This window comes from Candidatus Protofrankia californiensis (assembly GCF_900634765.1).
In the GTDB taxonomy this organism is placed as follows: Bacteria; Actinomycetota; Actinomycetes; order Frankiales; family Frankiaceae; genus Protofrankia; species Protofrankia californiensis.
On record NZ_CAAAFT010000244.1, the window covers coordinates 1 to 20,125 of the forward strand.

The window sequence follows — 20,125 nt, forward strand, 5'->3', positions numbered from 1 at the left end:
AGTGGTAGCTGCGGTGGTGGACTTCGCCAACGCAACAGTGCCACCGGGGCTCCACCAACCGATCTACCCACCCTGACCCTTTTCAGACACCCTCTAGGTCAGATGCAGTAGAGGCGCTCCGCGTTGGTTTGGAATAGCTTGACCCGCTCCTCGTGGATGAAATCTTTGGTGATGGCATCGAATGCTGCGTAGAGCTGGCCGAAGGTGGTGAAGAGGCCTTCGACAGGGAAGTTGCTAGCGAACATGGCCCTGTCGATACCGAAGTGCTCGATGGCTGTCAGGACGAGCGGTCTGATGGAGTCTGCCGACCAGTCGGGGTTCGCGAGGCCGAGTCCAGAGATTTTGATTGCGACGTTCGGGGCCTCGGCGATGCGGGCCAGGCTTGAGCTCCACGCGATGATCGCCTGTGGATCGCGGTGGATCGGCATCCCGGTGTGATTGATGATGATCTGTACCGACGGATACTTGGCGGCGACGGCCATCAGCTGGTCCATCTGGTGGTGGTAGAGCTGCGCGTCGAAGCTCAGTCCGAAGCATTCGAGGAGAGCGAAGCCCGACAGCCAGTCCTCGTTGGTCAGATAGTCCGGACGGTCGCTGAATCGGAGGGTCGGCTCATCGTCCCAGTTAACGATATGCCGGATGCCTCGAACGAAGCCGTGTGCCGCGTGGGCGGCGAGGATGTCGCCGACGTGTGGAGAGGCGAGGTTCGCGAACGCGACCGCAGCCGTCGGGAACCCGTTTCGCGCGATCCGCTCGGCAAGCCACTTGGTTTCGCCGACCGGGTCCGAAGGATCCCAGTTCGCCTGGATGTGGACGGCCTTTTTGATCGTCAGGTTTCCCGCCGCTCGGCGGTAGTCCGGCTCGAGAAAGACGTGGCGGAGCTCGGAGTCTCTTCCGCCGAAGATGTTGGGCCGCGTGGCGTCGACAGCAAGCCAGGGGTAGGGGTTGTTGTGGAAGTCGATGAGATGGAAGTGGGGGTCGACGATGTCTATCCCGTCAAGCATCGCGGTATCAGATGATGAAGCCGCCGCCGCAGACGAGGGTCTGCGCGCTGACGTAGTCGGACTCGGGGATGCAGAACAGATAGACGGCGCCGGCAGCTTCGATGGGGGTGCCGGCGCGTCCCAGCGGGATCATCGCTTCCATGGCCTCGAGAAGCTGTGGGTTGACGCCGACCTTGATTTCGCAGCCCTGCACGTCGATGGTACTGCTGTCGCCCGCTGGTGCGTCGGTGAGCCGGGTCTTGATCAGGCCGAAGGCGACGGTGTTGACGGTGACGTTGTAGCGTCCCCACTCCTTGGCCAGCGCCTTGGTGAGGCCGGTGACACCGGCCTTGGCGGCGGCATAGTTCGTTTGGCCGACATTGCCGCCGAGGCCCGCGATCGAGGAGATGTTGACGACTTTGCGACACAGCACCGGCTCGCCGGTTTCCCTGGCCTTCTTCACCGCGCTGGCGATGATCGGCTGGGCGGCGCGGAGGATGCGGAACGGTGCCTTGAGATGTACGTCGAGAATCGCGTCCCACTGCTCGTCGCTCATCTTTTGGATCACGGAGTCCGTGGTGTAGCCAGCGTTGTTGACGATGATGTCGAGGCCGCCGAAGGTGTCGAGGGCGGTCTGGACGAAGCGTTCGGCGAAGCCGTCGTCGGTGACGCTTCCGGGGCAGGACATGACCTTGCCGTCGCGGGCCTCGATGTCCGCGACGGTCTGCTTGGCGGGGGCCTCGTCGATGTCGTTCACGACGACGGCGGCGCCGTCGGCGGCGAGCTTGAGGGCGATCTCCCGTCCGATGCCGCGGCCGGAGCCGGTGACGATGGCAACCTTGTTGTCAAGCTTTCCCATGAGCGTTCCTTTTCCGTCGCAGGGGGATGTGTGTCGGTCGAGCGCGATGGCGGCGTGACCGGCGAGGGTGGTTGTGCCGTCGGCCAGGGTGACAGCGAGTTCGACGGTGGCCAGGCCGTTCTCGATCGCCGTGACTTTGCCGGTGCAGGTCGGCGTGCCGTGGACGGGGGTGATGGCGGTGAACCGCACGCTGTAGGACCGGATCCTCTGCTGGGGCACCCACGAGGTGAGGAGTCGTCCGAGGTAGGCCATCGACAGCATGCCGTGGGCGAACACGTCGTCGAATCCAGCCAAGCGGGCCACGTCGAGGTCGAGGTGGCCCGGGTTATGGTCGCCGCTGGCGCCCGCGAAGAGCGCCAGGGTGGTGCGGGAGATCGGTGGAAGCTTTAGCGCCGGGAGCTCGGCGCCAACGGTGAAGTCCTGAGGGTTCACTGGGCCCCCTCAGGGTTGCGGACGACGAGGGTGGTCCGTAATTCCGCCACCAGCTCGTCATCGCGGGTGACATCGGCCTGCTTGATCAGGAACTCGAGTGTGCCGCCACGTTTGGCGAAGACGTCGACGATGCGGTCCTGTAGGGAGAGTCGGTCTCCCGCGTAGGCGAGTCGTTGGTAGGCGAAGGACTGCTCGCCGTGGAGTACGTGCCTGAGGTCGATTCCGAGCTGGTCGAGGTAGCGGAATGGGCCGGGTGCCTCGAGGCTCAGGCTGAAGAAGAAAGTTGGTGGGACGGGCAGATCGCGATGGTCGGCGGCTCGGGCGGCGTCGACGTCGACATACACCGGGTCGGTCTCCCCGATTGATTTCGCGAAGAAGCGGAGCCGTCCGCGTTCCACGTCGACGGTGAGCGGATCGAACTGGAGTGCCTTGGCCGTGTCCACATCGATCGGCACGGCTTAGCTCGCCTTCTCGTAGAGGGTAACGATGGCCGCGCCGCCGAGTCCGATGTTGTGCTGGAGCGCGAGCGCGGCCCCGTCGACCTGGCGACCGCCCGCGTCACCTCGGAGCTGCCAAGTGAGCTCGGCACACTGGGCCAGCCCGGTTGCCCCGAGCGGGTGTCCCTTGGAGAGCAGGCCGCCGGACGGGTTGGTGACGACGCGGCCACCGTAGGTGTTGTCGCCCTCGGCGACTAACTTCTCCGCGGTCCCTTCGGGCGTAAGGCCGAGCGCCTCGTAGCTGAGTAGCTCGTTGGTGGTGAAGCAGTCGTGCAGTTCCACAACTCGGATGTCCCGCGGGTCCACCCTGGCTGTTTCGTACACCTGGTGCGCCGCGGTCTTGGCCATGTCGTAGCCGACGAGACGCGGCATATCCCCGTCGAGGCTCGACGGGGTGTCGGTCGTTAGCGCTTGTGCCACGATCACGACGTCGGTGCGCAGACCGTGCCTACGGGCGAAGCCCTCGCTGGTAATCACCGCGGCCGCGGCGCCACAGGTCGGTGGACAGCACTGCAGCCGGGTCAACGGGCCGTAGATTTGCGGGGAGGCGAGCACTTCCTCGACGGTGACGGCATCGCGGAACACCGCAAAAGGATTGTTGGCTGCATGCTTGCGGGCTTTCACCGTGATCTGGGCGAACGTCTCGGGCTTCGTGCCGTACTTTTCGGCGTAGGCGCCGGCACCGCCGAAGAGCTGCACGGCGAAGGGTACATCGCTTTCACCCTGAGCCTTGCGTGCGACATCCATGAAGTCCGCGAAGGGGCTGGGGCGGTCCGTCCACTTCATGGTGAGTGCGCCGCGCTCCATCTGCTCGAAGCCGAGCGCGAGCACGCACTCGGCCGCACCGCTGGCGACCGCTTGCCGGGCGAGCCAAAGGGCCGACGATCCTGTGGAGCAGTTGTTGTTGACGTTGACGACCGGTATACCGGTCATACCGACGCCGTAGAGCGCCTTCTGCCCGCTCGTGGAGTCGCCGTATACGTAGCCGGCATACGCCTGCTGAATCTGCTCGAGCGTCCCACCCGCGTCGGCGAGCGCGGCGCGACGCGAATCGCGGCACCCGCCATGACGTCGTAGGACTCGCTCCTGCTCGGCGTCGTGAACGACACCATTCCCACGCCTGCAACCTGCACCCGGGCCACGGTCTCCTCTTTCGTTCTCGGTCGTAGACAGTCGGTCAAGGACGGTTGGCGGTCTTACACCGGCTATGGCGGCCGTAGCTGCGTTGCGTCTCCTCGCGGACTCGCGCGTTCGTTTGGCGAGCTGGTCGAGGAACGCGTTCATGTGGCGCTCCGTGAGCGCACCGCGTGCGGGATCCGGGTCTGACGTACGCCGCGAAGAACCTGCGATGAGGCTTATTCAGAACTCCCAGCACAGATGATCTAGATCATGCATCGTCACTGGTCAGGGCACTTCTAAAGATCTTGATCGAGGAGTTTTGAATAACCCTCGATGCATGCCTGATGGGCCAACGCAGATCGTCGGTTCTTGTGTCGTCGTCACGGATCAATGACGCGGTTCGCTGGCCATACTGGGATAGCGGTTGTCCTCTCGTAGCCCACCTCCGGGGCTGCTCAATGTTGGCCCGGTTGGAATCATGGCGTGTCCTATGCGGTTAGTTGCATTCGGTCGATCGACATGACCCCATCGCGAGTCCCCCTGCGGGCTTTGCGGGAAGATCGGTAGAGATAAATCGTCGGGCTCGGTTCAGAACTCGCCCGAAAAGCGGGCGCGCCGGGTGGGCACATGCTCGCTCGGGATCCCGTTCTCTGGTGGCCGGTAGCCGCGAAGAACCCGTTTCGCGACGGCCTCGCGGTGCACCTCGTCGGGGCCGTCATAGATTCGGGCCGCCCGTGCGCGCCGGTACATCAGCTCCAGCGGCAGATCGGAGGAGTAGCCGAGCGACCCATGCGCCTGGAGCGCCCGGTCGATCACGTCATGCAGGACTTTGGCGCCCCAGTACTTGATCGCGCTGATCTGCGTGCGGGCCGCGTCGACGCCGTGTGTGTCGATCGTCCACGCCGCTTCCAAAGTGAGCAGCCGCAGTGCGTTCAATTCGGTCCAGGAGTCGGCGATCCATGTGCGCACGGTCTGCTTCTCGGCGAGCACCGAGCCGTGCAAGTACCGGTACAACGCCCTCTCACACAGCATGTCCAATGCCCGCTGGGCTTGACCGAGCCAGCGCATGCAGTGCTGGATCCGGCCCGGGCCTAGGCGGCTCTGGGCGATGGCGAACCCCGCTCCCCGCCCGCCGAGCATGGCTTCCTGAGGCACCCGCACGTCGACGAGTTCCACTTCGGCGTGGTTGTCGAGGCGGCCGTATCGGGGGTGGGGGTCCTCGATCGACCCCAATTCGCGGAGCACGGTCAGGCCCGACGTCGCAGCGGGGACGACGAACTGCGAGGCCCGCCTGTGAGGCGGAGCGTCAGGGTCGGTCACGGTCATGACGATGATGAAGTCGGCCACCGACGCGTTGGTGATGAACCACTTCCGTCCATTGAGGACCCACGTGGTTCCGTCCTGTGTCGCGGTGGTCGCCAGCAGGGTAGGGTCAGCGCCTGCCCCCGGTTCGGTCATGGCGTAGGCAGAGAGTAGGTCGCCTGCGAGGAGCGGATGCAGCCAACGGCGATGCTGGTCGGGGGAACCGAACCTCGCCAGGATCTCGCTGTTCCCGGCGTCGGGCGGCTGATTACCGAAGACGTACGGAGCCAAATGCGAACGACCGATGATCTCGTTCATCAGCCCGAGTTTGACCTGGCCGAACCCCTGGCCACCGAGCTCGGGGTCGAGGTGGGCCGCCCACAGGCCGCGCTCCTTCACCTCGGCCTGCAACGGCTTGATGGCAGTCCGCAGCTCTGCGTCGTCGAGGTCGAGTGTCTCCAACGGACAGACCCGGTCGGTCACGAAGGCCCGCATCCAGTCCAGCTGCCTGCCGAATTCCGGCTCTGTCGAAAACTGCCAGCTCATGCGCCCAGCCGCTCCTTCACCTTGAACTCCTGCACCTTCCCCGACGTCGTCCGCGGCAGCGGGTCGTGGGCGAAGGTGAATCTCCGCGGGATCTTGTAGTTGGCCAGCTGCTGCTTGAGATAGTCCGTCAGCTCGTCCTCGCCGAGATCGTTGCCGGGATGCAGGACGACCAGCGTGCTGCCGATCTCGCCCCACTGCGTGTCCGGCACGCCCACCACCGCCGCTTCCAGGACAGTGGGGTGCTGGGCGATGACCCGCTCGACCTCGGCGGGGTACACGTTCAGCCCGCCCGTGATGATCATGTCCTTCGATCGGCCGGAGACGTAGACGAAGCCGTCCTCGTCGACGTGCGCGAGGTCGCCGGTGTGCAGCCAGCCGCCGACCAAGGTGCTCGCCGTGGCCTCGGGCTTGCCGTAGTAGCCGAGCATGCTGGCCGGCGAGCGGCAGATGATTTCGCCCACCTCACCGGGCGGGGTGTCCTGGCCCTTCTCGTCGACGACCCGGATCTCGGCGGCGCTGCAGGCCCGGCCCCCGCGGAGCCCGCTTTCGTGGTCGAGTGGGCAGCGTCGAGATAGAGCATCATCGTCGGGAACTCGCTCATCCCGTACACTTGGAGCAAGGTGCAGGACGGGAGTTTGCGTTGAGCCTCCTCGATCGCGGTCACCGGCGCCGGCTCGCCGCCGCTGCAGATGATGCGCAGCGAGCTGAGGTCGTGCTTCTCGAACCCGGAATCGGCCAGGACCCGCTTGAGTACCGTCGGCACCAGAAGGACCGAGGTGACCCGGTGCTCCTCGACGGTGGCGAGGAACCGGCCCGGATCGAAGGAGGTGCTCGGCGAAAGGATGAGTCGGCCGCCGTGCCACAGGGTGGCCAGCGCGAGGTCATGGAATCCGGCCGCCCAGCACAGGGCCGGCACCACGAGTAACACCTCGTCGGCGGTGATGCCGTAGTCGACGATCTGGTGGAAGGAGTTCCACAGGACTGTGGAGTGCGTGTGCATCGCACCCTTCGGCACACCGGTGGTGCCAGAGGTGTATTGCAGCAGGAACAGATCATTCGATCGGACTTCGTGGTCCGGCAAGGCCGTGACGTCGGCGCCGTCGATCAGCCGCTCATAGCGCAACCCGTCGCCGGATGTCTCGATGCCGATGTAACGACGGGTGTCCCCGTCCACGCGCAGGCCGTCCACCGTGGCTCCCAGGGCCTGCTCGTACACCAGCCAGGTCGCGTCGCAGTCGTCGAGGATGTAACGGACCTCCTGCGCCTTCAACAGGTAGTTGATCGGCACGACGACGCCACCGAGCTTGGCGACCGTGAAGAACACCTCCGCCCCCTCGATCCTGTTGTACAGCAGGACGCCGACGCGGTCTCCTTTCGCGAAGCCCTGCGCCGCCAGAGCCAACGCCAACCGGTCCGAGCGCTCATCCAGCTCGTCGTAGGTGACGTCACGACCCTCGAACGTGATCGCCACCCGCCGAGCGTTGACCCGGCCGGCGGTCCGGGTCTTGCGCAGGAGCTCGGGAACCGTGTAACTGTCCATTGTGGTCCTCCTCGAGGGTGGGGATGGAAGTCAATCGAGGCGCTTGCCTTCGAGCTCCGCGTCGGCGCGCAGGACCTCACGGATCTCGGGCAGAAGGCCGGCATGGTCGCCGGTCCGCCACAGGTAGTCGATCAGCTGCTCGATCCCGGCGAGCAGCGTTTCCCTGCGTGCCGCGGGAAGCAGCGTGGCCGGTTCGAGCAGGGCGGCCCGCTCGTGGTCCAACCTCGCCCGCCACTGGGCCGCCGCCGACTCCAGCGACGCGAGTGAGTCTGCGATCCAGCTTTCATCGGGACGCACCTGGCCGGCGAGCTCCTTGAGGATGCCCATGGCGGCGATCACCGACGACCGGGCGCGGTCGTCGTCGAGCGCGGGCAGCACCCGGTGCGCCAGGTCGGCGCGGACGGCGACGAGCAGCCGCTGCGGGCTGATCACGACGCCACCAGCAGGTCGGCGACCATCCTGCGCATGGTCGGCATCGCCGAATGCATGCGGGCCAACCGCAGGTCGTCGGTGAACTCCAGCTCGAAGTTGCGGCCCGCCTCGAGCCACATCACGGCGTGCCGGACCTGGTGATAGACGATCCAGAAGCGCAGTGCGGCTCGATCGACCTCCTGGCCGCGACAGCGTTCGTACCGCCGCAGGAACGACTCTTGCGGCAGCAGCATGCACACCCGGTCACTGCCCATCCGGTTGGACGGGCAGCAGACCCAGCCCACGTCGGAGAGCGGATCGCCGAGCGCCGCGAACTCCCAGTCCAGCACCGCTGTGATCGCGTCCCCGGCGAAGAGCATGTTGCCCGTTCGGTAGTCGCCATGCACGAGCGAGACGTCGGCGTGGTCCGGGATGTGCGCCCGCAACCAGCACAGCCCATCGGCGAGCACGGGCTCCGGTCCGCCACGTACCCGGCTGAGGTAATCCGCCAGCTCGTCGACCCGCCGGACCGCGAAGGTCCTGCCCAGGTCACCGAGGAACCCCAGTCCGTCCGCCTGCCAGTCGAGACCGTGGATCTCGGCCAGCACGCGGCAGAACTGCTCTCCGATCGGTCCTTTGCCGGCCTCGGCGAGGAAGCGCCGGCCCTCGGGCGACCACGGAACGACGGCGGTCCCCGGCATCCGGCTCACCACGGAGTACGGGCCGCCGAACAGCTCCGGGGACGCTTCGAACCACAGGGGTCGCGGCACCGGCAGCTCCGCCCCGGCTAGGACGGTGAGCAGCCGGTGCAGCCGCTCCGGCGCCACCTCGTGCCGGGCGACCGCGCCCGGCCGGAACAGGCGAACCACGAGCGTCAGCTCCTCGCCTCCGGAGTCGAAGGTGAGCAGGCCCGTCTCGTCGGAAAGTCCCTCCCCGGCCAGTCGTCTCCCGAGCAGGTGGACGGAATGGCCGAGGCGTGCGGCGAAGTCTCGTTCGACCTGATCGGCAGGTGCGTCCAGGATCGTCATGGTCAGAAGATTTCCGCGTACATGATCTTCTCCTGGGTTGCCTGCTCGCGGCTGAACTCCGCGACGACCCGGCCGAGCCGGGCGGCCAGGATACGGTCGGAGACGGCGAGGATCTTGCACAGCGTGGACTTCCCGGCACCGTTCTCCCCGACCAGCTCACGCACCTCACCGGCACGCAGGTCAAAGTCGACGTCCCCGATCGCATGCACCCCGCGGTACGTCTTCGTCACCTTCGCCATCTCGACGAGCAGAGTCTGCTCGGACGCCGGATCGATCTCCAGGTGTTCCAGAATGGACTGGCTCATCACGCCTCCCCTGCTTCCATTCGCTTTGAAATAGGCCACAATTCCGCCGTTAGTGGCGGCCAGCATTGCTCCAACCATCACTCGTCAACAAGAGTTGTCTGACTCGCGGGCGCAGCCAGCGACCCGGCGAGCCGCAGCGATTCGAGAACCTCGTCCTCGTCAATGCGGAATGGGATGAGGTGCAGGATCGGCGTGCCCGGATAGTCGTCGAAGCGTCGCAACTGGTCGCGGCATTCAGTCACGGTCCCGGCGATGGCGAAACGTTCGACCATCTCATCGGTGACCCGCGCTTCCGCGGCGTCGGTTTTGCGATCATGGACGAGTTCGGCGATCTCGCTCACCACCTGGCCGAAGCCCTCGGCCTCGTAGATTTGGCGGTAGTGCGGGTACTGGGTCAGGTAGACAAGACTGCGCCGAGCCAGTGCGCGGGCGCGGGCGGGATCAGCCGACACACAGCAGGTGAGGTAGAACCAGACCTCCAGATCGGCGAACGTGCGCCCGGATCGCGCCGCGCCCGAGGACAACCGCTTCAGCGTCCGTTCCATCGATGCAGGCGAGTGCAGTGCGCCGACGATCACGCCGTCGGCGACCTCACCCGCCAACTCCAGCATCCGCGGCCCGACCGCAGCGAGGTGGACGGGCACCTGCACTGGTTCCGAAGCGAAGGACAACGAGTACTTCCGCACCCGAAAGATCTCGCCGTCGTAGCTGAACGGCCCGGTCGCGGGTGAGGCGAGCACCCCGCGCACCACGTCGATGAACTCCCGGGCCCGACGTAGCGGCCGTTCGAACGGCACCCCGAACCACCGCTCGACGACGAAGGATGCACCGAGCCCGAAGCCCAGGCTCAATCGGCCGCGTCCCAGCTCGTCGAGCTGAGCCGCCTGCTGGGCGGCGACAACCGGGTTGACGGGAAACATCTGTGACACGGCCGTACCGACCCCGATGCGGCGGGTGCCGGCCAGCGCGGCGGCGAGCGGAACGACGGGCTCCCGCCAGGCCTCCCCGAAGAACACTCGGTCGAATCCGGCGTCTTCGAAGGTTCGGACCAGTGCGACCTGCTCGGCTATCGGGGTCCGACTGAGGATCAGAGAGGCTGCCAGGCGACGATCAGCCATGTTGATGCACCTCGCTCGCGCGGCGATCCCAAACCTCCGCGATGCCGGCGCTGATCTCGGCGACGACAGACCGCCGGTCGATCTTGCCGTTGGCGAGCTTCGGCAGTGGATCCCGGCGCAGGTGCACATAACGCGGTACCTTCCACGCCGACAGCCGGTCGGCGCACCAGTTCACCACGTCCGCTTCGGACACCTCCCGCCCCGGCCGGGCGACCACGACGGCGCAGACCTCCTCGGTGTAGATGGGGTCCTCGACGCCGCATACCAGGCACTCCTCGACCTCGGGGTGGGCCATAACCGTGAACTCGACCTCTTCCCCGGCGATGTTTTCCCCAGCACGTTTGATCACGTTCTTGAGCCGGCCGTGGAAGTAGGCGTTCCCGTCCTCGTCGAGACGGCACAGATCGCCGGAGTGCACCCAGCCATCGCGCAGGGTGGCTGCCGTATTCACCTCGTCTCGGTAGTACTCGATCATCTGGTCGGGATGGCGAAAGCACAGCTCCCCGAGCTCGCCAGCCGGGAGCCGCTCGCCATCCGGTCCGCAGACCTTGATCTGGGCGTCGTCCGGCATCGGGCGGCCGATCAGCTCCGGCGCGTAAGAGGTCCGGCCCGGTGTGGTGAAGGTCCCCATCCCAGAGGTCTCGGTCATCGCCCACGTGGTGCACACGTCAACGCCGAACCGTTCGCAGAACTCCTCGGGGCGGACATGGGAGAACACGATCCGCAGTGGGTTGTCCCGATCCCTGGCGTCCGGGGCGGCGGTCATCAGGATCGACAGCTGTGCAGGAATCAGCAGCGCGATGGTGCCACCGGCGCTGTGGATCTGGTCCCAGAACGCCGAACGGCTGAACTGGGGCACGACGGTGAAAGCGCAACCAGCCGCGATGGCTGGCGCGAGCATCATGTGCGTCGCCGCCGTATGGAACAGTGGCATCGTCGAGAACACGTTGTCCGTCAGCCCGATACCAAGACGGTCGGCGATCGCACGCCCAGCCCGAGCGAAGCCCGCGGACGGCTGCACGACTCCCTTGGGTTGCCCTGTGCTTCCTGAGGTGTAGCGGATCGACATCGGGTCGCGCGGGCCGGTAGCGATGGACGGTGGCCGCTCCGTCTCGTCCGACTCGAGTTCACCGAGCGAACCGTCCCGGGCGTTGCCCACCGCCACCAGGGCGACTCCTGAGGGTGTGGCCCCACCGAGAGTCTGCATCCCTGCCGTGTCGACGACCAGATAGTCGGCCCGGGCGTGGTCAAGGACGTAGCCGATCTCGTCGAAGGTCGAGCCGGGTATCAAGGGCACGGTGATCGCACCGAGTTTCTGCGCGGCAAGCTCCAGCCGTAGCAGCGCGACGCCGTTCGGTAAGTGATAGGAGAGCAGGTGGCCTTCGCCGACGCCGAGATGGCGGAGACCGCCGGCTACGCGGTTAACCGACGCGTCGAACTGCCGGAAGCTGCTTCGGCCTGCGTCCGTCAGCAGGAACGTGCGGTCCGGGGTCGCGTCGACGCGCCCCTCCCAAAAGGACCGTACTGTCAGGCCTGTCGACATGCTCAATGCTCCTCACCAAACGTCGTGGGTGCCGGGCAGGTGGCGGGGAGACGCGTCCTGGCCGTGACGGGTCACGGCCAGGACGCGCGCTTAGGCCGCGGTGGCCGCCTTGAGGACCGGGGACCGGTACCCGGAGAAGCCTTCCGGGTAGACGTCAGCGGCGAGCAGACCAGCACACGACGGGCAGTAGAACTCCGAGATCATCACACGGGGGGGATCCACCCTCTCCCGGACGAACATGCCGAGCTCGGCAAAGCGCTCGGCCAGCGGCTGCTCGACGGACCGCGCGTGCTCGCGCCAGTTGTCCGCTGCGTCTCCAAGCCTGGCGCTGCAGTGAGCGCAGTGCCAGGTAAGGTGGTCGCCATCTCGGTCGTAGACGACCGAGATCCCGATGGACTCAGGATGCCGTTGCTCCTGCTCCGGTTCAGACCCGATCCGGCCCCGGCGGATAGCCCGCCGGCGCGCGACGGTCGCCGGCTCATCGAGACAGCCATCGGCGTCGAGGACGACACCATAGATCAGCTCAGCGTGCTCGGGGGTGACGTAACCGTCGCGCAGGTCCCGGACAACCGCGTCCGGTTCCCGTAGCAACGGGTCTCCCAGACCACCTCCACCGCCACACCGCATCCGCAGCACGTCGCCGCGGCCGAACTCGATGGCGCCGATATTCGAAGGCCGGACGGGCTGGTCTCCGGTGAGGGAGTCGTCCAGGACATTGTGCCCTTCCACCATCCGGGACGCTACGTTCGTGTTGTGGTAACTGCCCCACGTACCGGTCGCCGCTGGCATCCCGCCCCCCGCGCCTCGTGGCGGCATCTCCGCACACCCCAAAGTGATCGGGCCGGCGACTCGATCGGACCCGTGTAGCGCCCAGGCGAACTCCATCGACTGACCGCCGCGATGGAGACCCGGGCCCCCAGAGTTCGCATTGAGCTTGCGCCACAGGTACAGCGCGGGTTCCTTGCTCTCGTTGATCTCGACGCTCGGCAGCCCGAGACCGGGGCCGATGGTCATGCCGTAGAGATCAAGACCGTCGAACTGGGTCTGCGCGCCACCGCCGGCACCACCCACGGCGTCCATGAAGAAGATGACGGTGGGCGCGCCCCCGTGACCGGTCCCGGCCAGCGGAGCCAGCCCCGCGGCGTCCCAGGCCTGGCCGCCCACCCGGCCGCGCAGCTCGGCGTGCTCGCTCAACGAGAACGCCTGGTTGAGGACATCCTTCACCGTTTTCGTGATCCGGGTGCCGACTTGGGTGTGTGCCCCGGTCGTAGGCGCAGGAGGTAGCGCGTTGACGATGGTGCCCAACTCGGACTGGTCGACCGAGATAGGGCGCCAGATCCCCGCGTTGAACGGCACGTCCCCGTAACACAGGGTGGTCATGATCGTCGCCATGATCGAGCCGTGCACCAGGCCCGGCGTGCCGTTGACGAAAGCGTCGATCTGTGGGGCGCCGGTGAACGTGAAGTTCAGCTCCGAGTCAGCAACCTCGAGGCGACAGCCCACTTCGAGCAGCCGCCCCTGACCGTGCCCGTCGTACTCGACCCAGTCGGTGGTCTCGTAGACGCCGTCGGGGAGCTTCTCAATGCGACTCCGCAGCGCCGCATCGCTGAGTTGTTTGTTGATCTCGCAGTACTCCCGGAACGTGTGCAGGCCGAACCTGTCGATGGTGTCGGCCAGCTTCACCTGGCTCACGTTGTTGGATGCGATCATGCTGCGCAGGTCGTTGAGCACGAGTGTCGGGATCCGCACGTTCGCCGCGATGTAACGCTCCCACTCACTGTCGATCACTCCATCCCGAATGATCTTCGTGGGCGGGAAACGTAAACCCTCCTCCAAGATCGACCGGGCCGTCGGGGCAAAGCCCGAAATACCGGTGCCACCGGTGTCGAGCACGTGCACGTTGGAGAACGCCCAGGCAACGTGTTCGTTGCGGTAGAAGAGGGGGGTGATGATCGCGACATCGGCCTGGTGCATAGCGCCGCCGGTGAACGGGTCGTTCACGATCCACCCGTCGCCGGGACGGACCTCATCCTCACCGACCGTATCGATGATCGCGCGGGTCCCCATCAGCGATGAACCGGCGTGGAACAGGATCGTGGCCGACAGGCTCAGCTGCTCACCCTTGGTGTCGAGCAGAGAGGTGGCAAAATCCTGGACATCATAGATGACCGGCGATCCGGACGTCCTGGTGAGCGTAATCGCCATCTCATTCGTGATGGCGTCCAGCGCCCTGCGATGGATCTCGACGGCCACCGGGTCGTGGGTAACGGCAGTCATGCTCACACCTCTTCCATCGTAATGACGACGTTCATGTGCTCGTCGCGTTCAGCCCGAGCGCCCGGCGGTAGGTAGATCGTCGTGTCCACGGCCTCGACGAGCGCCGGACCGACGATCCGGCTGCCGGGGGTGAAGCGAGCCTCGTCGTAGATCGGCGCACTGCGGCGGGCGTTCACCGAGGGCAGATAGATCTCGCGCTCGCCCTTCGACATCTCGGCCAGCGATGTGGGGTTCAACGGCTGCGGTTCGATCGGAGGGTGCGGCATCGGCGCCGAGACCGTGACCGTGTAGTTGAGCATCTGCTGGGGCGAATCCGGCCACGCCGTGCCTGATCCGTAGGTCCGCTCGTAAACGCTGGTGAACGTGTTGTTCAGCTCTGCCACATCGGCGGCGGTGAGGTCGCGGTTAGGCAGGGAGACCGACAGGGCATGGACCTGGCCGGTGTATTGGAAATCCGCCGTCCGGACGATCTTTACCTCGTCGTCCGCGAAGCCCTCGCCGCGAAGCTCGCTGACCGCGCCGTCGATCAATTGCCGGGCAACGCCGTTGACCCGCTCGAGCTCACTATCGGAGTCGAGACCGGACTGGACGGTCTGGTCCGACCGCAGCAGGAAGTCCGACACCAGCAGCCCGCGCGCGCAGAACACCGAGCTGTTCCTCGGGATGACCACGGTGGTGATCCCGAGCGCACGGGCGATCTCGACAGCGAAGCCGGGCAACGTGCCGCCGTAGGCGAGGAACACGAAGTCGCGGGGGTCGTATCCCTTATTCACGCTGACCTCACGCACGGCGTTGGCCATATTGGTGACCACGAGGTCGTGCACAGCCGCTGCTGCTTCATCGAGGGTGAACCCGAGAGGGTCACCGAAGCGCGTTCGGATCGCCTTGGCGGAGGCCTCCGGGTCGAGTGTCACACGGCCGCCCAGGTAGTTTTTCGGGTCAATGAATCCCATCACGATCATCGCATCGGTTACCGTTGGTTCCGTGCCACCCTTGCCATAGGCGGCGGGGCCCGGGGTCGAGCTGGCGCTCTGCGGGCCAACCTGTGGAACCCCGCGCTCGCTGATCCAGGCAATACTGCCGCCGCCCGCGCCCACTGAGACCACGTCAACCAGCGGCAGTACAGTTCGGAAGCGACCGATCTGGATCGACTTCTCGACGTGTACTTCGTTGTCGTAGATCAGGCCGGTGTCGAAGCTCGTGCCACCCATGTCCCCGAGCAGCACCCGCTTGTACCCGAGCCGCGAGGACAGCTCATTCGCGCCCGCCGCGCCAGCCGCAGGGCCCGCCCCGAGCAGCGCGAGCGGGAACTGTAAAGCACGCTCGCCGCTGATGCCGCCACCGAGTCCCTGGAAGAAGGCCGCACTTCCGGCGAGACCGGCGTCGTGTAGCTTGGTGCTGAGCGTGTCGATGAAGTGCTCGGCGTGGTCGTACACGAACGCGTTGAGCACAGCGGTCATCCAGCGCGGGTACTCGCCGCGCACAGAGCTGACCTTGCTGGAGCTGGTGACGAAGAGGTCCGGGTAAAGCCGGTTGGCGATCTTCGCCGCGCGGTCCTCATGGGTGGAGTCAGCATAGCTTGACAGGAAGCAGATGGCGATGGCGCTGACGCCGTCCTCGTCAACAAGTTTGCGCACCGCCGCCTCGACCTGCGCTTCGTTCAGCGGGACGAGCTCGGCGCCGGAATAGTCGATCCGCTCTTCGATCTCAATGAGGTGCCGACGGTCGAATAAGTCCGGAATGTTGGTCTGCAGGTGGTCGTCCACCACTCGGAGACGGGGTCCCCCGGCGAAGCGGAACTCATCCTTGAAGCCGGCGGTCACCAGCACGCCCACCTTCGCCCCGCGGAGCTGCGTGATCGCGTTCGTGACCACCGTGGTAGCGTTTACTAACAGCTTCGTCCTCGACAGCAACTCCGCCAAACTGACGTCCAGGTTTTGGGCCGCCACCGCGATCGCATCGAGCACCCCCCGACTGAAGTCGTCGTAGGTGGTCAGCGCTTTGCCGCGGGCATCCCTGCCGCCGAAGACGACCTGCACGTCCGTGTGAGTTCCGCCGACATCGACGCCGACGAAAGCCTCCTGTCCTCGAGCTGCGTTGCTCTCAGTCATCAACTCTTCTCCCTTTGCTTCGCGATGTCCTACAAAAACTTGCGCTTGTCTATCGGTGATCTAGAGCGTCGCGACCGGTCGCCGGTCGCAGCCCCGCGGCTCGCCTCCTCAACGAAGGCTTGCCGCCGTCACCGGCTGACGTGGTGAGTCCTGATGTCTGCCTTGACGCGTGACAGCATCGGCTGCACCAGAACCGCGACCGAGCGAACACGACGATCGGCACGGGAGTACCGAACAAGGTGCTCTGCCCCACAGAAAGGACGAACTGACAGTTACCTGGCAGTTCCGCGATCGATCCATCGAAGACCGTGTTGCGAGCGAGGCCATAGACCAGCAGACCGGATGCCATGGTCGCGAACAGGGCCGGAATCTCGACGAAAGCGATCAGGAAACCGCTAAATAGACCTATGATCAGCACGATGCCGAGGCCGACCATCAGGGCGACCGGCGTGCTGACCGGGATGCACATCAGCTGAATCGCGACCGCTGTCGCAACACCCATCGACGCGATCAGCGAAAGAGTCATACCTCGAGCGATCACCACGACAGTCATCGCCACGCCAAAGATCCCCAGCGACGACACACTCCAGACGAGGCTCATCAGATTATCGACATTCAGGAAGGCGCCGAGGGTGAGGCCGAAGATTGCGAACAGGGCCACGACCATCAACAACACAATCTGTTCCTGGGAGAGCCTGCCCATTCCGGCAGGCCGTAACCGCGCGAGAGTGTCGCTCACCGCCACTCCGTTGTCCGATGGGTTTTGTATCGATCGGTCCGTACGTACCGACCGAACGGTACACTACTCTCCAGGACAGTCAACCCCGTCTCGGCACCGGCCGGGGTCTCACCCGATCGAGGGGCCGACGGCCGCCACGTCAATCACGGAGGATCAATGCGGCGCGAAGGACACGTTTCGGGCGAACCCGGCGAACGGACCGGCCCCCTGCGCGGGGTGCGGGTCATCGAACTCGCCGGGATCGGTCCCGCTCCCTTCTGCGGGATGCTGCTCGCCGACCTGGGAGCCGACGTCATCCGGGTCGATCGCCCTGGTAGGCAGGCCGGCAACCCGGTGCGACCGGACCTCGACCTGCTCAACCGCGGACGGCGGTCGATCGTGCTGAACCTCAAGGAGGACGCCGGCATCACCACCCTATTGCGGCTGGCCGACACCGCTGACGTGCTCATCGAGGGCCTCCGGCCGGGCGTGGCGGAACGGCTCGGCTTCGGGCCGGACGTATGCGCCGAGCGCAACCCACGTCTGGTCTACGGCCGAATGACGGGCTGGGGACAGGACGGACCGCTGGCCACCCGTGCCGGCCACGACATCAACTACATCGCCCTGGCAGGCGCGCTGCATCCGATGGGCACGGCCGGTGGACCGCCGGCCGTGCCGCTCAACCTCGTCGGCGACTTCGGCGGCGGCGGAATGTTGCTCGCCTTCGGCGTGGTGTCCGCCGTGCTCGAAGCACGGGCCAGCGGGCTGGGTCAAGTCATCGACGCATCGATCGTCGATGGCACCGCGCTGCTGACCACAATCATCCATGCGATGCGAGCCCAAGGACTGTGGTCGGGTACGCGAGGGACGAACCTGCTCGACGGTGGAGCACCCTTCTACGGCGTCTACGAGTGCGCCGACGGCGAGTACATCAGCATCGGGGCGATCGAACCACAATTCTACTCGCGGCTGCTCGAACTATTCGGGCTCGCCGACGACCCCGAATTCCTCTCAGGCCATGCCGACCCGCACTTGTGGCCCGTACTGCGAAAGAGGCTCGAGGATCTCTTCCGAGGCCGGACCCGGGACCAGTGGTGCGAACTGCTCGGCAATGAGGACGTCTGTTTCGCCCCGGTACTCTCGCTGGAGGAAGCCCCCAGCGCCCCGCACAACGTGGCCCGCGGGACGTTCGGTGCGGCGAATGGGATCATGCAGCCGATGCCGGCGCCGCGTTTCAGTCGGACGCGTGCGAGCACGCCGGGAGCACCGACGTTGCCCGGCAGACACACCCGCGAACTGTTGTGGGAATGCGGGTTCTCCCCTGCCGGAATCGACGGGCTGTTCCGCGCTGGCGTGGTCGATGAGCCGGTCTGAGCGGGTGGCGGAACTCGAATCGGCGGCGTGCGAGCGTCGTGCGGCGCTCCAGTTTGTGGTGACCGATCGGTACGCTAGCGGAGCGCAGATCGTACCGGCCGCACCGAGGAAGGTGAAGGATGCCGAGGCAACAAGACACGACGGGCGAGTCGACCCACGAGCGCATACTCCGTGTGGCGGCCGAGATCTTCGCTCGGAAAGGATACCACGGCACCGGTGTCGCCGAGCTGGGCGACGCCGCCGGGCTCAAGCGGGGCGCGCTGTATTACCACATCGGTTCCAAGGAGGACCTACTCTATGACCTATCGAAACGGCACGTCGAGGAGGCGCTCGACCGCGGCCGGACGGTCGTCGACCGCGACCTGCACCCGGTCGACAAGCTCCGCGCGCTGGCCACAGAGCACGTCCGGACACTCGCCGCCCGTCGAGACGAGGTCATCGTGGTCACGCGGGAGATGCACGCCCTCACCGGCAAACGCGCCTGCCAGCTGACCAAACTGCGCGACGAATACCAGAACTTGTTCGCAAGGGTGCTGCAGGAGGGCGTCGACCAGGGCGTGTTCCGCAGCGCCGACCATGTGACGGTGCTTGGTGTCCTCGGCATGTTCAACTGGACGCACGTGTGGTTCGACGCCGAGCGCGGCCCGCTAACCCCTGAGGAGGTCGCGGACCGGCTGACCGACATCGTGGTCTACGGCGAGCTGGTCCGGCCCGGGGCCGGGGTGCAACATACTGACGTTGAACTCGTGGGGTGACGAGTCACGGGGGTTCGAGTCCGAGGCCGGTCTCGGCCAGGAAACCCCACAGCAGGTCGGGGTGGTACTGGATGCGTTTCAGTGCGGTCTTGGTGACCCGGATCAGATGGTCCAGGCCGAGCGCGGCAAGGTGGGCCAGGACACCGGTCTTCAGACACGCCCAGATGCCCTCAGTCTGCTTGCCACAGTGCAGGGGGCGATGGGCACGAGAGCATAGACAGGCCGATTATCGGTAGCGAGGGCCTGCTGCGGCTGGTCGAGCTGGTCGCGCGACTGCGGGTCCGTGACGCGGACGAAGGTGATACATCGTGGACGGCGAGGGCGGGAGCGTGTCCCCCAGATCCCGGCGGGCTGGGCGGAGACGGCGACGCGCTGGGAGCTGCTGCCGGAGCTGAACCGTCAGGCCACGCTGCGGGTGCTCAGTGTGCTCGTGGACCGGACGATGACGTCGACGGCCGGGACAGCGGGTCGGCGCGACCGGGGTGGCGGTGCGGGTGATGCTGCTGGCTGAGCGTAGCCCCGGTGCGGTGCAGGGCTGGCACCGTGACCGCCTTGCGGTGGTCTATGTGCGGCAGTCCTCGAAGCAGCAGGTTCTGGATCATGGAGAGTCGACGCGGCTGCAGTACGGGCTGGTGGAACGGGCGGTGGCGCTGGGCTGGTCCCGGCCGCGTGTGCTGGTGATCGATGAGGATCTGGGCCGGTCCGCAGCCGGCGCGCAGGACCGGCCGGGTTTCCAGCGCCTGGTCACCGAGATCACGATGGGTCATGTCGGGTTGGTTCTCGGTGTCGAGATGTCCCGGCTGGCCCGCGCCGGACGGGACTGGCATCAGTTGATCGAGATGTGCAGTCTGTCGCGGACCCTGCTGGCGGACACCGACGGGGTTTACGATCCGGGCGAGTACAACGACCGGCTGCTGTTGGGTCTGAAGGGGACCATGAGCGAGGTCGAACTGCACCTGCTCAAGCAGCGGATGGCCTCGGGACGGCTGGCCAAGGCTGCTCGGGGCGAGTTGGCCGTCCCGCTGCCGGCCGGGTATGTCCGCCGGCCTTCCGGTGAGGTGATGATCGACCCGGACGAGCAGGTCCAGGCTGTCATCCGGCTGGTTTTCGGGTTGTTCGCGCAGCTTGGCACGGTGCATGCGGTGCTGCGTTTCCTGACCGAGCATCAGCTTGTCGTTTAACCTCTAACTGTCACTCTGCGTGATAG

The 20,125-nt window shown here is 66.0% G+C and carries 15 protein-coding genes and 4 pseudogenes; 3 read left to right on the forward strand and 16 right to left on the reverse strand.

Annotation, left to right across the window (positions count from 1 at the left end; all coding sequences use genetic code 11):
- Positions 1 to 98 precede the first annotated feature (98 nt).
- The 16 genes and pseudogenes from DD1DGNOD_RS13020 to DD1DGNOD_RS13085 all read right to left on the reverse strand — a co-directional run bounded on the left by DD1DGNOD_RS13020 (position 99) and on the right by DD1DGNOD_RS13085 (position 16,747).
- Positions 99 to 1,004 carry an amidohydrolase family protein gene (locus DD1DGNOD_RS13020; protein ID WP_131768725.1) on the reverse strand — a complete coding sequence of 302 codons (906 nt, stop codon included), beginning with the start codon at positions 1,002 to 1,004 and terminating at the stop codon, positions 99 to 101.
- Between the two features lie 7 nt (positions 1,005 to 1,011).
- The gene (locus DD1DGNOD_RS13025) at positions 1,012 to 1,842 is read right to left on the reverse strand and encodes an SDR family NAD(P)-dependent oxidoreductase (RefSeq protein WP_346434315.1); all 831 of its coding nucleotides are present in this window, start codon (positions 1,840 to 1,842) and stop codon (positions 1,012 to 1,014) included.
- 129 nt (positions 1,843 to 1,971) lie between these two features.
- Positions 1,972 to 2,274 (reverse strand): annotated as a pseudogene (locus DD1DGNOD_RS30830) (MaoC/PaaZ C-terminal domain-containing protein); the annotation flags it as partial.
- Positions 2,271 to 2,729, reverse strand: a complete 459-nt coding sequence (locus DD1DGNOD_RS13030; RefSeq protein WP_206443143.1) for a MaoC family dehydratase N-terminal domain-containing protein — start codon at positions 2,727 to 2,729, stop codon at positions 2,271 to 2,273. The gene DD1DGNOD_RS13030 and the pseudogene DD1DGNOD_RS30830, both read right to left, overlap by 4 nt.
- 3 nt (positions 2,730 to 2,732) lie before the next feature.
- Positions 2,733 to 3,883, reverse strand: a pseudogene (locus DD1DGNOD_RS13035) (lipid-transfer protein).
- A 595-nt stretch (positions 3,884 to 4,478) separates the two neighbouring features.
- Positions 4,479 to 5,738, reverse strand: coding sequence for an acyl-CoA dehydrogenase family protein (locus DD1DGNOD_RS13040; RefSeq protein WP_131768728.1), 1,260 nt, complete (start codon positions 5,736 to 5,738; stop codon positions 4,479 to 4,481).
- Positions 5,735 to 6,040 carry an AMP-binding enzyme gene (locus DD1DGNOD_RS29380; protein WP_241251834.1) on the reverse strand — a complete coding sequence of 102 codons (306 nt, stop codon included), beginning with the start codon at positions 6,038 to 6,040 and terminating at the stop codon, positions 5,735 to 5,737. The genes DD1DGNOD_RS13040 and DD1DGNOD_RS29380 overlap by 4 nt, the downstream gene beginning before the upstream one ends.
- On the reverse strand, positions 6,037 to 7,278 hold the full coding sequence (locus DD1DGNOD_RS29385; protein ID WP_241251835.1) for a class I adenylate-forming enzyme family protein: 1,242 nt from the start codon (positions 7,276 to 7,278) through the stop codon (positions 6,037 to 6,039). Before DD1DGNOD_RS29385 ends, DD1DGNOD_RS29380 begins: the two co-directional genes overlap by 4 nt.
- 30 nt (positions 7,279 to 7,308) lie before the next feature.
- The gene (locus tag DD1DGNOD_RS13050) at positions 7,309 to 7,710 is read right to left on the reverse strand and encodes a hypothetical protein (RefSeq protein ID WP_131768729.1); all 402 of its coding nucleotides are present in this window, start codon (positions 7,708 to 7,710) and stop codon (positions 7,309 to 7,311) included.
- A complete protein-coding gene (locus tag DD1DGNOD_RS13055) occupies positions 7,707 to 8,717 on the reverse strand; it encodes a phosphotransferase family protein (protein WP_131768730.1) in 1,011 nt (336 codons plus the stop codon). Before DD1DGNOD_RS13055 ends, DD1DGNOD_RS13050 begins: the two co-directional genes overlap by 4 nt.
- 104 nt (positions 8,718 to 8,821) lie before the next feature.
- Positions 8,822 to 9,022: pseudogene (locus DD1DGNOD_RS13060) on the reverse strand (ATP-binding cassette domain-containing protein); the annotation flags it as partial.
- A 77-nt stretch (positions 9,023 to 9,099) separates the two neighbouring features.
- The gene (locus tag DD1DGNOD_RS13065) at positions 9,100 to 10,140 is read right to left on the reverse strand and encodes an LLM class flavin-dependent oxidoreductase (protein ID WP_131768731.1); all 1,041 of its coding nucleotides are present in this window, start codon (positions 10,138 to 10,140) and stop codon (positions 9,100 to 9,102) included.
- The gene (locus DD1DGNOD_RS13070) at positions 10,133 to 11,683 is read right to left on the reverse strand and encodes a class I adenylate-forming enzyme family protein (protein WP_131768732.1); all 1,551 of its coding nucleotides are present in this window, start codon (positions 11,681 to 11,683) and stop codon (positions 10,133 to 10,135) included. The genes DD1DGNOD_RS13065 and DD1DGNOD_RS13070 overlap by 8 nt, the downstream gene beginning before the upstream one ends.
- Before the next feature lie 90 nt (positions 11,684 to 11,773).
- Complete coding sequence (locus DD1DGNOD_RS13075; RefSeq protein ID WP_131768733.1) at positions 11,774 to 13,960, reverse strand: hydantoinase B/oxoprolinase family protein; 2,187 nt, start codon at positions 13,958 to 13,960, stop codon at positions 11,774 to 11,776.
- Positions 13,961 to 13,962: 2 nt separating this feature from the next.
- On the reverse strand, positions 13,963 to 16,071 hold the full coding sequence (locus tag DD1DGNOD_RS13080; protein WP_131768734.1) for a hydantoinase/oxoprolinase family protein: 2,109 nt from the start codon (positions 16,069 to 16,071) through the stop codon (positions 13,963 to 13,965).
- A gap of 49 nt (positions 16,072 to 16,120) precedes the next feature.
- On the reverse strand, positions 16,121 to 16,747 hold the full coding sequence (locus DD1DGNOD_RS13085) for an ABC transporter permease (RefSeq protein WP_206443146.1): 627 nt from the start codon (positions 16,745 to 16,747) through the stop codon (positions 16,121 to 16,123).
- Between the two features lie 219 nt (positions 16,748 to 16,966).
- Between DD1DGNOD_RS13085 and DD1DGNOD_RS13090 the strand changes: the two genes are divergently transcribed.
- From DD1DGNOD_RS13090 to DD1DGNOD_RS13110, 3 genes and pseudogenes are all read left to right on the forward strand, one after another.
- The gene (locus DD1DGNOD_RS13090) at positions 16,967 to 18,163 is read left to right on the forward strand and encodes a CaiB/BaiF CoA transferase family protein (RefSeq protein ID WP_131768735.1); all 1,197 of its coding nucleotides are present in this window, start codon (positions 16,967 to 16,969) and stop codon (positions 18,161 to 18,163) included.
- A gap of 119 nt (positions 18,164 to 18,282) precedes the next feature.
- Positions 18,283 to 18,918, forward strand: coding sequence for a TetR/AcrR family transcriptional regulator (locus tag DD1DGNOD_RS13095; RefSeq protein ID WP_131768736.1), 636 nt, complete (start codon positions 18,283 to 18,285; stop codon positions 18,916 to 18,918).
- 497 nt (positions 18,919 to 19,415) lie between these two features.
- A pseudogene (locus DD1DGNOD_RS13110) lies at positions 19,416 to 20,096 on the forward strand (recombinase family protein); the annotation flags it as partial.
- Positions 20,097 to 20,125: the final 29 nt, after the last annotated feature.